Consider the following 13,244-nt stretch of genomic DNA (forward strand, 5'->3'; position numbering starts at 1 on the left):
GCAACAAAATGTTGCCAAAGGAATCCCAACCGGAAGATCCCGAAGAATCAACCAGTCCGGGGTAATAATCAATTTGGCACTGGCTTATCAAGCACCCTGTTGAGTTCTCAAAGAACAACCACACACCATCCGACAACCCCCACCAGGGAGCCCATCATCCGGGGCATTTCGCTCCGCGTCCCGCCGCTCTCGCGCCGGGCACTTTTACTACGTTACCTCACCGTTTCCGCCGTGTCAAACCGGTCTGTGCCGGTCTGTCGTGCTTCGTACGGGTTGGCACCGTCGAACACGCGCAGCAGCAAGCCGCTGAGCTTGATCGTCGGATTCGGCAGGCCGGCCGCTGCGGTCTCCCGCTAGCTCGCCCGGTGCCCTGCCGGTCGTCAACCTTACCCGGTCGGTTTCGCCGCACCAAATCCGCCTCGCGGCGAATCCGGGGCACCGCCCGGAACCGGTCCCGGAGTGGCCTTGCGGCCGCTCTGATCCCGATACCATCCCGATCCGAGGCCCCCGGGCTTTCGTCCCGTTTGCCCCGTTCCGCGCTGGCAGAGAGAAAGTTACGCGGCTTCGGGTTTGATCGTCAAATCGGGGGCGGGCGGCGCGCGTCACACCATCACCACCGGCCTATCTTCGCTGATCAGAGCGGGTCACCCCGGGCCGGCCCGCGCTCGTCGAGCCTGAACGCCGAGTGAACGCCGCGTTCGGCGGTCTGCCGCGACCGCCCCCCACACCCCCGCGGGACGGCTCGAAGACGTCGAAACGCGAGGCCGTTCGCCTGCACGATCGGCGACCTCGGTGCGGCGAGCGGCGTTCCAGCTGAACTTCCGGTAGCCGGCCGCGTCAGCGAGCACGCCCGCGCGCCGCGAACCACGCGCGAACGCCGAGCACTCCCACGACGGTGCCGATGGCGAGCGATCCGCCGATCAGGAGGGCGTGCACCCAGAGGAAGGCGGTCGGCGCCCCCTGGGCGGAGACACCACCGGACCACGACCGGGGGTCGTCCCAGATCGCCACGGCGAACCTCGGCCAGATCACCCACATCCAGACCCCTACGCCCGTGAGGAAGAGGGCCCAGCCACGCGACAACACCATGGCAGCCGAGTATGCCAGCGGTGGCCGGGCAGCCGACCTGGTCAAGGGGCCGGGCCTAGAGCCCCGAGGTGCGACCGCACTGACTCCGGTCGATCCGCTCGGCATCCAGGCAGACCGCTGGACGTGTACGGTGAGGCCATGGCCCGGCCGAGCATCCCCACGCCGGAGGTCGTCACCAGCAGCGACGACCTCCCGCTCGGCGTATCCACCGGCCCGGCCCACCGCGGCGACGGCCGCGAGCAGATCCTCGATGTCCTTCGTGCCGGCGGACTGCGGTTCCGCGACGGCGCGCGATGGCGGACGGCGTACTGACCCGATCCCGCTGACCGGTCCGGCGACGTCGCCGCGACCGGCGCACCCGCGCGTCAACCCACTCTTCCCAGGCACGAAAGGCGTACCACCATGTCCGTTGCACGGATGCTCACCGGGGACCGCCCGACCGGGCGACTGCACCTCGGCCACTACGTCGGCAGCATCGCGAACCGCGTACGGCTGCACCAGGGCTACGACAGCTTCTTCATCGTCGCCGACCTGCACATGCTCACCACCAGGAACACCCGCGAGGACATTCAACGGGTCGCCGACAACGCCCGCGAGATGGTCACCGACATCCTGGCCGCCGGCGTCGACCCGGCCCGGGCGACGTTCTACCTCCAGTCCGCGATCCCCGAGGTCGGCGACCTGAACACGCTCCTGCAGAACCTGGTCACCGTGCCCCGGCTGGAGCGGGTGCCGTCGCTCAAGGACATGGCCCGGGACTCCGGCAAGGAGGAGATGCCCTACGGGCTGCTCGGCTACCCGGTGCTCCAGGCCGCCGACATCCTCTGCGTGAAGGGGCAGGTCGTACCGGTCGGGAAGGACAACGCGGCCCACGTGGAGGTGACCCGGGAGATCGCCCGGCGGTTCAACGGCCTCTACGGGACGGTCTTCCCGGTCCCGGAGCTGATCCAGGCGGAGACACCCTCCCTCGTCGGTACGGACGGGGCGGCCAAGATGAGCAAGAGTCGGGGCAACACGATCCTGCTCTCCGACGACGAGGCCGCCGTACGGCGGAAGGTCATGGGCATGTACACCGACCCGAACCGGGTGCGCGCCGACGTGCCCGGAACGGTCGAGGGGAATCCGGTCTTCGCGTACCACGACGTGTTCAACCCGGATCGGGCACAGGTGGCGGAGCTGAAGGAGCGCTACCGCGCCGGGCGGGTGGGCGACGTCGAGGTCAAGGAGAAGCTGACCGACGCGTTGAACCGCTTCCTGGACCCGATCCGGGAGCGCCGGGAACGGATCGAGGACGACCGCGGCCTGGTCGACCAGCTGATCTTCGACGGCACCGAACGGACCCGTCGGGAGGTACGGCAGACGATGCGCGAGGTGCGCCGGGCGATGGGCCTGACCAGCGCGTACACCCGGATGCGCCGCCGGGCGGAGCGGGCCGGACGGGTCCTGGCCACCGAGGGTTGAACCGCGACGGCTGCGGAAGACCCGGCCGGTCGCGGAACGAGGAGACAAGTCCAGCTGTTCGGTGGCGTAGCCGTCGGCGCTCGCATCGATAGGCTCACTCCTTCGTGCGCAGAACCCGGTTCAGCGGGGCAGCGGCTGGAACACGTACAAGATCATCATCGGATCCGGCGCGCTCACCCGACCGCCCCCCGTACGCCCCGCGTGCGGAGGGCGGTCGGCATCCGGGCACCATCGGCCGGTCCGCCGAACGAAGACGCCGCTCGGCGGCCGGGTAACCGCCCACCCCGGGCTTGACCTGCGGAAATACGACTGACCCCAGAGTGGACGAGGGCTTCGGGCCAGTGATACGACTTGTCTATCGGCCCGTCAACGGCGCCGCGTCGTACCCCCCACTCGATGCCGTCCGTTCAGTCGGGCCTCCAACCGGGTCGCGCAGCCGCGAGGGCACCACCATCGGCGCATCTGTCGCCGCTCGGCTGATCACCCGGGCACCGCCGGATGGAGGCGGCAGAGTCGCCCGAGGAGTACTCGTGCCGCACAACCGGATCCGCTCCCGGCGCCAGCCGTTCGAGGTCGCCGTCCTCCTGGCCGCCCCGCCCTGCGGCCTCTTCCTGATCCTCCTGGACGTCCGACCACAGTCGGTCACGCTGGCGATGCCACCTCCGCTCCAGGCCGGCTGGGAGACCGGCCTGATCGTCGGTGGCCTGGTCGGTCTCGCGGGGATCCTCTGGCCCGGACGGCTGTCGACGGGTCTCGGGATCGAGCTGGCAGCGCTGCTGCTGCTCGGCTCGATCACCGGCATGTACGCGGTCGCCATCGCGGCGGTCTCGGGCGCGCAGGGAGTGGCCGCGATCTCGTTCGTGGTCGCCGTGTCGGCCGGATCGTTCTGGCGCTCCGGGCAGATCGTCGTCGATCTCCGGCAGATCGCCCTGATCAGTCGCGAAACCAGCACCGAGCTTCCGAACGGAGAGGCGGCATGAGCAGCGCGCCACCATCCCCAGCCGCCCCGCAGTGGCTGCAGACCGTGCTCTCCGCGCTCGGCGTGCTGGGCAGCGCCGGAGGACTCGCCGCGATCGTCGCGGTGATCATCCAGCGGGGCAAGTTCAAGGCCGACGCCGCGGACACGCTCACCGACGCCGCGCTCACCCTGGTGCAGCCGCTGCGAGCGCGGGTCTGCGAACTCGAACGCGAGGCGAACGCCTCCCGCGAGGAGCTGGCCACGATGCGCAGCAGGGTGCATCAGTTGGAGGCCGCCGTCCGGTCGCTGCGCCGGACACTGGAGAAGTGGCGGGCGGCGGTGATGGCGCCCGATGCCACGCTGCGCCGGATCCGGGCGACCGTGGCGGAGTCCACCGAGAGAGGCGACCAGCCACACGACTCCTGACCCCGTGCGGTCGGCACGGCGACCGGGTCAGGAGTCTGCGCAGGACCGGCGGTGGAGCTACCTCGATCCGCTCCACCGCCGGTCCGCGTCCTCGGGGAAGGATCGGCGGGCACCAGGGCGGTATGCCGGCCGAGTCGTCAGGCGGACGCGGCGAAGTCGGCGGACCGGGTCAGCTCGGCCCACTTCTGCGCCTCGGTGATCTGGTTCCTGGAGTGGTCCAGGGCGATCTGGAGCGCGTCGGACCCGAGCAGCAGCCGCAGCGGCGGTTCCTCGCTCGCGGCGATCTCGACGATCGCGTCGGCGGCCCGCGCCGGGTCACCCGGCTCGTTGCCCGAGTAGTCGGCAAACATCCGCAGCCACCTGCCAACGGTGTCGTCGTACTCGGCGCGGACCGGCACCGAGGGCTCCGCCGCACCGCCGGCCCAGTTCGTCCGCAGCCCGCCCGGCTCGATGATCGTCACCTTGATGCCGAGCGGCGCCACCTCGCTGGCGACGACTGCGGAGTAGCCCTCGACGCCGTACTTGGCGGTCTGGTAGGCGCTCAGGCCGGAGGTACCGCCCACCCGGCCCCCGATCGAGGAGACCTGGATGAGGTGGCCGGAGCGCTGGCGACGCATGACCGGCAGGGCGGCCTTGGTCATGTTGACGACGCCGAACAGGTTGGTCTCGACCTGGCGGCGGAATTCGTCCTCCGGGAAGTCCTCCGCGGAGGCCGTGGTGGCGTAGCCGGCGTTGTTGACGAGGACGTCGAGGCTGCCGAAGCGCTCGACGGCGCTGTTCACGACGGTCCGGGCGGCGGCCGGATCGGTGACGTCCAGGCTCACGGCGAGCAGGCGTTCGCCGTGACGGAGCGCCAGGTCGTCGAGCTGCCGCGGAGAACGACTGGCCGCCACCACGTTGTCACCGGCGGCCAGCGCCGCTTCGACGAGGTGCCGGCCAAGGCCCGCGGAGCTACCGGTGATGAGCCACGTCTTCGACATGATCATTTCCTTTCTCGGGGCCCGCCAGCGGCATACGCCTGGGACCCACCTCAGCCTTACTGCCACACCAACGTAGCACTTCCATCGCTTCATGGCTCCTGCTCGTGGCATTAATCGAGTGAGCTGCCGCACAGGTGTAATCTCGGCAGGGTCATGAGAGCTGATGCGGCGCGAAACCTCGATCTGGTCCTGCGGACCGGAGCACGCCTGCTCGCCGAAGATCCGGCGACCAGCATGAGCACCATCGCGTCCGCGGCCGGGGTCGATCGCCGCACCGTCTACCGGCGCTTCGCCACCCGGGAAGCTCTGCTCAGCGCCGTCTTCATGGCCAAGCTCGACAACGTCGACCTCGTGTTCGAGCAGGCACGCCTCGACGAGGCGCCGGTACAGGTGGCGCTGCACCGCTACGTGGAGGGGATCGTTCCGGTCAGTCGGCAGTGGCCGGTCGACATGCACCGGATGATGCGCGGCGATCCGACCGCGTATGCCCGGGCGCGGGAGCAGAGCCGGCGGCTCGACCGGTTCGTCGAACGAGCCGTGGACGAGGGGCTGTTCCGGGACGACCTACCGGTCGGGTGGCTCCGCGCGCTGCTCGACCAGGTGGTCTCCACCGCCGCTCACCAGTTCACCGATCTCGCGCCGCCCGAGGCCGCCGACCGGGTCGTGGAGTCGCTGCTCAACGGCATCGGTTCGCACTGACCCGGGCCCGCGGCGCGCCCGCGCGACACCAGAGTTCGGCCCAGATCACACCGAAGGCGGCCGGACGGACGTCCCGAGCCGCCCGCCCTACCCTCGACAGGGTGAGGCGACCGGAGTGGGTGCATCAGCGTGCCGCCTAGCGATCGGACCAGGAGCAGGACGGCCCGGCGTCCGGCGATCGCCGCCACGCTGATGCTGGAACTCCTACTCGTCGCGCTCGCCTTCGGCGTGGCGCAGCGGGTCGAGGTGGGCGGGGACGCCCCGCCCACGCCGGTGGCGAATCTCCTCGGCCCCGACTTCGTCGACATCAGGTCCGTACCCTCCGGCCCCGCCGCTCCCGCGACCGCACCGGGCGCGGCCACGGGCACCTTCACCTGGGACTGCGGCCGCAACGAGAACGGCCACCGCAACACCGCCAACATCGTGATGGCACCGGGCTTCCCCGGCCAGCCACACCACGTGCACGACTACGTCGGCAACGTCTCCACGGCCGTCAACTCGACCCCCCGTACCCTCGCGGCCGCCGCGACCACCTGCCCCAACGGTGACCGGTCGACCTACTTCTGGCCGGTGCTGCGCACCGTCGCGGCGGACGGGGCCGGTGCGACCGACGGGGCCGGCGCCACCGGCGAGGCGACGAGCCACCCCGGGCACGAGGGTGAGATCCAGGTGCCGGTCGAGGTGGCGCTCACCTTCACCGGCAACCCCCGCGGGAACGTGGTGGCGATGCCGCAGCAGCTCGCCGGCACCGTCGGGGACGCCGTAGCCGTGACCAACGGCGGAGCGAACGCGGCGGCGACGTGGACCTGTGCCAGCACGCCGGAGCGGCGCACCACCCGTTATCCCGCCTGCCCGGCCGGTGACCGGGTGCTGCGCGTGTACGACTTCCCGAGCTGCTGGGACGGCCGGCGGACGGACAGCGAGAGTCACCGTTCGCACCTGGTCTTCCCCACCGGGGAGGGCGCCTGCCCGCACGGCACCTTCCCGGTGCCGCGGCTGCGGATGACCCTCGCGTACGACCTTCCACCGGGCGTCCGCTTCCAGATCGACGCCTTCGACGGCCAGCGCAACAGCCCGCTGACCGATCACGCCTTCTTCGTCAACCTGATGCCGGAGCCGCTGATGGCGAAGGTGGTGACCTGCCTCAACAGCGGGCAGAGCTGCCGGGAAGGCTGAGCTCCGCCGGGACGGCGGGCCGCTTCGGGCCCCCGTCCCGGCAGCCCGGCCGCCGGCGCCCGGACGGGCCGGTGACGTCGATCCGGGGTACGCCCCGCCGCCTCACTGCGGCCGTCCGACCTCGAAGCGGCCGTCGGACGACTTCACCGTGACGCTGATCGTCTTCGGCACCCCAGCGACCTGGGCGGAGCAGGAGAAACGGTGCTCCACCTCCACCGACTGGCCCGTCGGGCAGGCGACGTTGTTCGCGTCGAGCTGGTAGTCGTCGCGCAGCACCGTCAGCACCCCCTGCTGTAGCGCCGCCGTGTCGAAGACCTTCTGGTTGAGGAAGCCGGGCCAGGCCAGGCCGAGCACGGCCACCAGCGCGACGACGGCCACGACCGGGCCGGCCACAGCCACCACGAGCTTCGGAGAGAACCGCCGCTGGCGTGCGGGGCGGGCGGCGGGCGTCGCGGCCGGCCCCCACTGCGGCGGTGGGGCGGGCGCCCAACGCGGGGTGGGCGGGGCCGCGCCGTTGTTGTCGGGACCCCCGTACGGGTTGGTCATCGTCGTCTCCTCCGGGCTCAGCGGGCGGCGGCCGGGGTGGGCATGCCGATCACCTCGGGCAGCGGCTTGGTCTTGCCCCCGGTCGGGTTGATCGCGAACCAGGTGCCACCGACGCCCTGGCCCTTGATGTCGCCCGGCTCGGTGTCGTTGGCGAAGAGGTAGACCGGCCAGCCGGCGATGGTCACCTGGCAGGTGCCGTCGGCCCGCTCCACGTAACCGATCAGCTGCGGGTTGATCCCGCTCGGATAGATCTGGCCGGGCGACTTGATCAGCAGCGGGGGCCAGGTCTTCGCGCAGTCACCGTTGCAGTTGGACTTCGACGGCTTCGCCTTGTCCTTGTCGAACCGGTAGAGGGTCATGCCCTTGCCGTCGGCGACGTAGGTGCCGATGTCGGCCGACGCGGTCCCGTTCAACTGCACGATGTTGCTGCCCTGACCCTTGTCCGGCGCCGGGGAGAGCGAGGTGTTGGCCGGGCCGCTGTAGATCTGCACCCGGCGCTGGGTCTTCGCCACCGTGGGCGTGGGCAGCGGAGTCGGGGCCTCGACCACCTCGGGGTTCCGCTCCGGGCTCGCCGCGGTCGAGACGGTCGGGCTCGGCTGCCCGCCCGCCGTCGAGGCGGCCGGCGCCGCCGTCCCGGACTGCTGTTCACCACACGCGGCCAGGGCGGCCAGGCTGGTCAGTGCGATCGCGGTCCGCGCGATCCGGCTGCGCAACAACATCTCTGCTCTACCTCGTGTTCGGGGAGAACCGTGCCCGTACGCGCGGTTCGGCTCCCACACGGCCGGATCGGCGAAGTGGTTCACCGGGGTGCCGGAGAGAGGCTCCCGTCACGAAGCCCGAACTTCCACTGAACCGTTCCGGGGCACCGTCCGTGTGGGTGGCGGCAACGGCGAAAGACGGTCCACGAGAGACCGCCTCACGAGCCGGAGAGACCCGAGGACACGAGGGAGCGGAAACGTGGCTACTTACCACATCGTCAGCGAGGACATCCAGGAGTCGGCGAGCTGGCTGCAGCAGAACATGCAGACGCTGCTCGACGGGATGACGCAGGCCAAGAGCAAGATCGACACGCTGATCCAGGGCGGCTACAACACCCCGGGCGCGCAGCAGCAGTTCGGGCCGTACTTCGAGGAGTACAAGGGCAGCGTGGACCAGACGCTGCACGGCATGGAGGGCATCAGCCAGTACCTCACGCAGGTCAGCGACGCCTTCACCGACACCGACACGCAGACCGCGAACAGCCTCAGCCGCTGACGACCGGACGGCGTCGGGGCCGCGTGGTGAGCAGATCACCACGCGGCCCCGACGTTTTGTTCTGACGGACCATCCGACCAGGAGAACCACGTGCGTCTGTTGCTCACCGTTGCGGACCCGTCCACCGCCGTCACCGACTACCAGGTCGACGCCAGCCCCGAGAACACCGTCGCGGAGCTCGCCGAAGCGCTGGGCGCGCGCCGTGCGGCGCCCGGTGACACGCCCCCGACGATCTTCGTCGCCGGGGCGCCGCTGGACCCGCGGCTCACCCTCGCCGAGGCGCCGCTGCGCCAGGGCACCGTGCTCGGCCTGGACCGGCCCGTACCCGAGGCGCCCGCGCAACCTCCCGGCCTGCTGGAGGTACGGGTGGTCAGCGGAACCGACGCCGGCAGCGTGCACCAGCTCGACATCGGCGAGCACTCGGTCGGCGCCGCGAGCACCAGCCGGGTCCGTCTCACCGATCCGTCGCTCGCCGCCGTGATGGCGTGGATCCGGGTCACCCCGGACGGTGAGTGTCGCCTGCGCCCGGCCCAACCCGGGCTGCTGCTCGACCGCGCCGAACTCGACGGCGAGCAGGTCTGGGCTCCCGGCGCGCAGCTCGCCGTGGGCTCGTCCATGCTGGAGCTGTGTCGCCCGGCCCGGGCGGAGGCCGCGCTGCAGATCTCCGAGGACCGGACCGGCCTGGACTACAACCGTCCGCCGCGCCTGCTCCCCGCGGCCCGCACCACCCAGTTCACCCTTCCGGGGGTGCCGGCACCGCCCGATCGGCGACCGATCGCGCTGATCACCGTGCTGGCCCCGCTGGTGGTCTCCGGGGCCGCGTACCTCGTCACGCGGAACCCACTGACCCTGCTCTTCGCCGTCCTCTCGCCGGTGGCGTTGATCGCCAGCCAGGTCGGGGCCCGCCGCCAGGGGAAGGTCACCTACCGCACCCGGCTCGCCGAGTACGAGGCGAAGAAGAAGCGGATCAGCGCCGAGGCACAGGAGGCGCTGACCGCCGAACGGTTGGCCCGGCGGGAGAACTTCCCCGACCCGGCGGCGGTACGGCTGATCGCGGTGGGGCCGCAGCGCCGGCTCTGGGAACGACGCCGCACCGACCCCGACTTCCTGGAGCTGCGCGCCGGCAGCGCCGACCTTCCGTCCGAGGTGGTGCTCCGGGATCCGAGTCAGGACGAACACCGCCGGGAGATCCGGTGGAGCGCGCTCGACGTGCCGGCGACGGTGCCGGTACGCAAGCACGGCGTGGTCGGCGTCGCCGGCGGTGCCGTCGCCCGCGCCACCGCCCGGTGGATGGTGGCCCAGGCGGCCGCCCTGCACAGCCCGGAGGACCTGCAGATCTACCTGCTGGCCGGCGCCGGCGACGAGGAGGGCTGGTCGTGGGCCGGTTGGTTGCCGCACGCGGCACCCCGCGACGGCCAGGACACCCTCGCCACCGTCGGCGCGGAGACCCAGACCGTGGCCCGGCGGGTGGCGGAGCTGGTCGCCGTCATCTCCGCCCGCTCCGGCGAGCGGGCCGACGGCGCGTTCCGCGACATCCTCGTGGTGCTCGACGGGGCGCGCAAACTGCGCTCGCTCCCCGGGGTGACACAGATCCTGCGGGAAGGGCCGTCGGTCGGGGTGCACGCGATCTGCGTCGACGCGGAGGAGAAGCTGCTGCCGGAGGAGTGCCAGGCGGTCGTCGCCGAGCAGGCCGACGGGACGTTGCTGGTGACCCGGACGCTCGCCGCCCCGGTCTCCGGCGTCCACCCGGACCTGGTCTCCCTGGACTGGCTGCGGACGGTCGCCCGCGCGCTGGCCCCGTTGCGGGACACCGGTGGCTCGGACGACGGGGGAGCGCTGCCGGACGCGAGCCGGCTGCTCGACGTACTGGGGATGGAGCCGCCAGAGTCGGACGCGGTCGCGGCGCGGTGGACCACCGGCGGCCGGACCACCGAGGCCGTGCTCGGCATCTCGCTCGACGGGCCGTTCGCCCTGGACCTGAAGCGGGACGGGCCGCACGCCCTGGTGGCCGGCACCACCGGCTCCGGCAAGTCGGAGCTGCTGCAGACCCTGGTCGCCTCGCTCGCGGTCGCCAACCGGCCGGACGCCATGACCTTCGTACTCGTCGACTACAAGGGCGGTAGCGCGTTCAAGGACTGCGTCCTGCTCCCGCACACCGTCGGCATGGTCACCGACCTCGACACCCACCTGGTGAGCCGGGCGCTGACCTCGCTCACCGCGGAGCTGAAGCGGCGGGAACACATCCTCGCCGAGGCGGGGGCGAAGGACATCGACGACTACGTCGACCTGCTGCGCCGCGAGCCGACCCGGACCGCCATGCCCCGGCTGCTGATCGTGATCGACGAGTTCGCCTCGATGATCCGCGACCTGCCGGACTTCGTGACCGGTCTGGTCAACATCGCTCAGCGGGGACGGTCGCTCGGCATCCATCTGGTGCTGGCCACCCAGCGCCCGGGCGGCGTGGTGTCGCCTGAGATCCGTGCGAACACCAACCTGCGGATCGCGCTACGGGTGACCGACAGCAGCGAGAGCCAGGACGTGTTGAACGCCCCGGACGCCGCCTCGATCTCCAAGTCGACGCCCGGCCGCGCCTTCGTCCGCCTCGCGCAGTCGTCGCTCGTGCCGTTCCAGGCCGGACGGGTCGGCGGGTTCCGGCCAGGGGCCCGGGCCACCACCCGGCAGGTGCCGTGGTTGGCACCGCTCTCCTGGCCCGATCTGGGCAAGCCGGCGCCGAGCCGCCCCGGTGGCGGCAACGCCGAACCGTCCGCGGAGCTGACCGACCTCGCCGTGCTGGTGCAGGCGATCCGGGGCGCCAGCACACAGCTGGCCATCCCGCCGCAGCACAGCCCGTGGTTGGCGGCGCTGCCGGAGACGTTGACCGTGGACGCGCTGCCCGCCGCCCGAGGCAACGGCTACCACCTGCCCCCGGTCGCGTACGGCCTGGTCGACCTGCCGGCGCAGCAGGAGCAGGTGCCACTGGAGCTGGATCTGGGGACGCTGGGGCATCTGCACGTCATCGGCTCTTCGCGCAGCGGGCGGTCGCAGACGCTGCGGACGATCGCCGGAACGGTCGCCCGTACGCACTCGGCGGCGGACGTCCACCTCTACGGCGTCGACTGCGGCAACGGCGCGTTGCTGGCGCTCAGCGACCTGCCGCACTGCGGTGCGGTGGTGCAGCGTACGGAGGCGGAGCGGCTCGGTCGGCTCTTCGGTCGGCTCGTCGCCGAGCTGGGGCGACGGCAGCAGCTGCTCGCCTCCACGGGCTCGGCGAGCCTCGTCGAGTACCGCGGCGGTGCGGCCGAGGCGGAGCGTCCGCCACACATCCTGCTGCTGCTGGACCGGTTCGAGGTCTTCGACAAGACCTTCGCCGACTACGACAACGGCAACATCATGGCGGCTCTCCTCACGCTGCTGCGGGAGGGCGCCGGGGCCGGAATCCACGTGGTGCTGGCCGGTGACCGGAGCATGTTCTCCACCCGGATCTCCTCGACCACCGACGACAAGCTGGTGCTCCGGCTGACCGAACGCAGCGACTACAGCATGGTCGGCATCAACTACCGGCAGCTGCCCGACGAGATCGAGGCGGGGCGGGCGATCCGGGCGGTCGACAGCGCGGAGGCGCAGATCGCGCTGCTCGCGGAGGACAGCTCCGGTCAGGGGCAGGCGCGGGCCCTCGCCGAGATCGCCGAAGCGGCCCGGCTGCGGGACGCCGAGCTCGCCGACGCCGCCCGCCCGTTCCGGATCGACGTGTTGCCGGACGAGCTGACCCTGGCCGAGGCCCGGACGCTGCCACGACCGGCCGGACCGCTCTGGACGATGGTCGGGGTGGGCGGCGACGAGCTCACGGCGATCGGCCCGGACCTGGAGAACATCCCCACCTTCGTGCTGGCCGGACCGCCGCGCTCGGGTCGGAGCACGACGCTGCTGACCATGGTCGCCGGCCTGCTGGAGCAGGGGACGCCAGTGGTGATCGCGGCACCCCGCCGGTCGCCGCTGCGGGACCTGGCCGGCCTGCCCGGGGTGCTCGATCTCGTGACGAGCGAGAACTTCACCTCGGCGGGGCTCGCGGCGGCCCTGGACGGGCGGACCGGACCGGCCGTCGTCGTCCTGGACGACGCCGAGCTGCTGCTCAAGTGCGACGCCGGCAGCGACCTCGGAGAGATCGCGCGGACCGGGGCGGAGAACGGCCTGGGGTTGATCATGGCGGGTTCCATCGACGGGCTCGCCGGCGGCTTCGGCGGCTGGCACGTCGACGCCCGACGCAACCGGCAGGGCGGGCTGCTCAGCCCGCAGGGCCTCGGCGACGGGGAGCTGATCGGCGTCAAGCTCTCCCGCGGCCAGCTCGGCGGCGGACGGGCGGGCCGGGTGCTCGCGCACTTCGGCGACGGCAAGCTGCACCTGGTGCAGGTGCCCCGGACCGAACCCGCCGCGCTGCGGGCACCGTCGGCGGACGGAGGTTCCCCGGTCGACGAGCCGGCGTAACGATCACGCACCCGCCGGCAGGTCACGCCCCGGAAGGGCGTGACCTGCCGGCGTATCCGTAGCTGAAAAAGGTCGGGGGGACACCGCCCCCGGTGTCCCCCCGACGTGAAGCCGGCAGCTACCCCCTAGCCGCCGACTCCGACGGGAGACGCCGCCTGCGGCGTGAGCGCGCG

12 protein-coding genes are annotated in these 13,244 nt (G+C 71.7%); 8 read left to right on the forward strand and 4 right to left on the reverse strand.

Going from position 1 to position 13,244, the window contains the following annotated elements; translation table 11 throughout:
- Window positions 1-837 precede the first annotated feature (837 nt).
- Window positions 838-1,089, reverse strand: coding sequence for an SCO4848 family membrane protein (locus D7147_RS31890; RefSeq protein ID WP_120684423.1), 252 nt, complete (start codon window positions 1,087-1,089; stop codon window positions 838-840).
- 138 nt (window positions 1,090-1,227) lie between these two features.
- Between D7147_RS31890 and D7147_RS32555 the strand changes: the two genes are divergently transcribed.
- From D7147_RS32555 to D7147_RS31910, 4 genes are all read left to right on the forward strand, one after another.
- Window positions 1,228-1,401, forward strand: coding sequence for a hypothetical protein (locus D7147_RS32555; protein ID WP_158609415.1), 174 nt, complete (start codon window positions 1,228-1,230; stop codon window positions 1,399-1,401).
- 90 nt (window positions 1,402-1,491) lie between these two features.
- On the forward strand, window positions 1,492-2,550 hold the full coding sequence (gene trpS, locus D7147_RS31900) for a tryptophan--tRNA ligase (protein ID WP_120684427.1): 1,059 nt from the start codon (window positions 1,492-1,494) through the stop codon (window positions 2,548-2,550).
- Window positions 2,551-3,080: 530 nt separating this feature from the next.
- A complete protein-coding gene (locus D7147_RS31905; RefSeq protein WP_120684429.1) occupies window positions 3,081-3,530 on the forward strand; it encodes a hypothetical protein in 450 nt (149 codons plus the stop codon).
- A complete protein-coding gene (locus tag D7147_RS31910; protein WP_120684431.1) occupies window positions 3,527-3,934 on the forward strand; it encodes a hypothetical protein in 408 nt (135 codons plus the stop codon). The genes D7147_RS31905 and D7147_RS31910 overlap by 4 nt, the downstream gene beginning before the upstream one ends.
- Before the next feature lie 137 nt (window positions 3,935-4,071).
- Here the strand turns inward: D7147_RS31910 and D7147_RS31915 are convergent, their stop codons facing one another.
- Window positions 4,072-4,914 carry an oxidoreductase gene (locus D7147_RS31915; protein WP_120684433.1) on the reverse strand — a complete coding sequence of 281 codons (843 nt, stop codon included), beginning with the start codon at window positions 4,912-4,914 and terminating at the stop codon, window positions 4,072-4,074.
- Between the two features lie 153 nt (window positions 4,915-5,067).
- Here D7147_RS31915 and D7147_RS31920 point away from each other — a divergent pair, with 153 nt between their 5' ends.
- Both D7147_RS31920 and D7147_RS31925 read left to right on the forward strand, forming a co-directional pair.
- Window positions 5,068-5,613 carry a TetR/AcrR family transcriptional regulator gene (locus D7147_RS31920; protein WP_120684435.1) on the forward strand — a complete coding sequence of 182 codons (546 nt, stop codon included), beginning with the start codon at window positions 5,068-5,070 and terminating at the stop codon, window positions 5,611-5,613.
- Window positions 5,614-5,742: 129 nt separating this feature from the next.
- Window positions 5,743-6,789 (forward strand): DUF1996 domain-containing protein, encoded by a 1,047-nt coding sequence (locus D7147_RS31925; RefSeq protein ID WP_233563618.1) that lies wholly within the window; start codon window positions 5,743-5,745, stop codon window positions 6,787-6,789.
- Between the two features lie 102 nt (window positions 6,790-6,891).
- On the opposite strand, the gene D7147_RS31930 is transcribed toward D7147_RS31925, so the two are convergent.
- On the reverse strand, window positions 6,892-7,335 hold the full coding sequence (locus D7147_RS31930; RefSeq protein WP_120684439.1) for a DUF4333 domain-containing protein: 444 nt from the start codon (window positions 7,333-7,335) through the stop codon (window positions 6,892-6,894).
- A gap of 17 nt (window positions 7,336-7,352) precedes the next feature.
- On the reverse strand, window positions 7,353-8,054 hold the full coding sequence (locus D7147_RS31935; protein WP_120684441.1) for a hypothetical protein: 702 nt from the start codon (window positions 8,052-8,054) through the stop codon (window positions 7,353-7,355).
- A gap of 238 nt (window positions 8,055-8,292) precedes the next feature.
- Here D7147_RS31935 and D7147_RS32560 point away from each other — a divergent pair, with 238 nt between their 5' ends.
- Together D7147_RS32560 and D7147_RS31945 are read left to right on the forward strand one after the other, a co-directional pair.
- Entirely contained in the window at window positions 8,293-8,589 is a 297-nt protein-coding gene (locus D7147_RS32560; RefSeq protein WP_158609416.1) for a WXG100 family type VII secretion target, read from the forward strand.
- A gap of 90 nt (window positions 8,590-8,679) precedes the next feature.
- A complete protein-coding gene (locus D7147_RS31945) occupies window positions 8,680-13,071 on the forward strand; it encodes an FtsK/SpoIIIE domain-containing protein (protein ID WP_120684443.1) in 4,392 nt (1,463 codons plus the stop codon).
- Window positions 13,072-13,244 lie beyond the last annotated feature (173 nt).

The organism is Micromonospora musae (assembly GCF_003626545.1).
GTDB classification, from domain to species: Bacteria; Actinomycetota; Actinomycetes; order Mycobacteriales; family Micromonosporaceae; genus Micromonospora; species Micromonospora musae.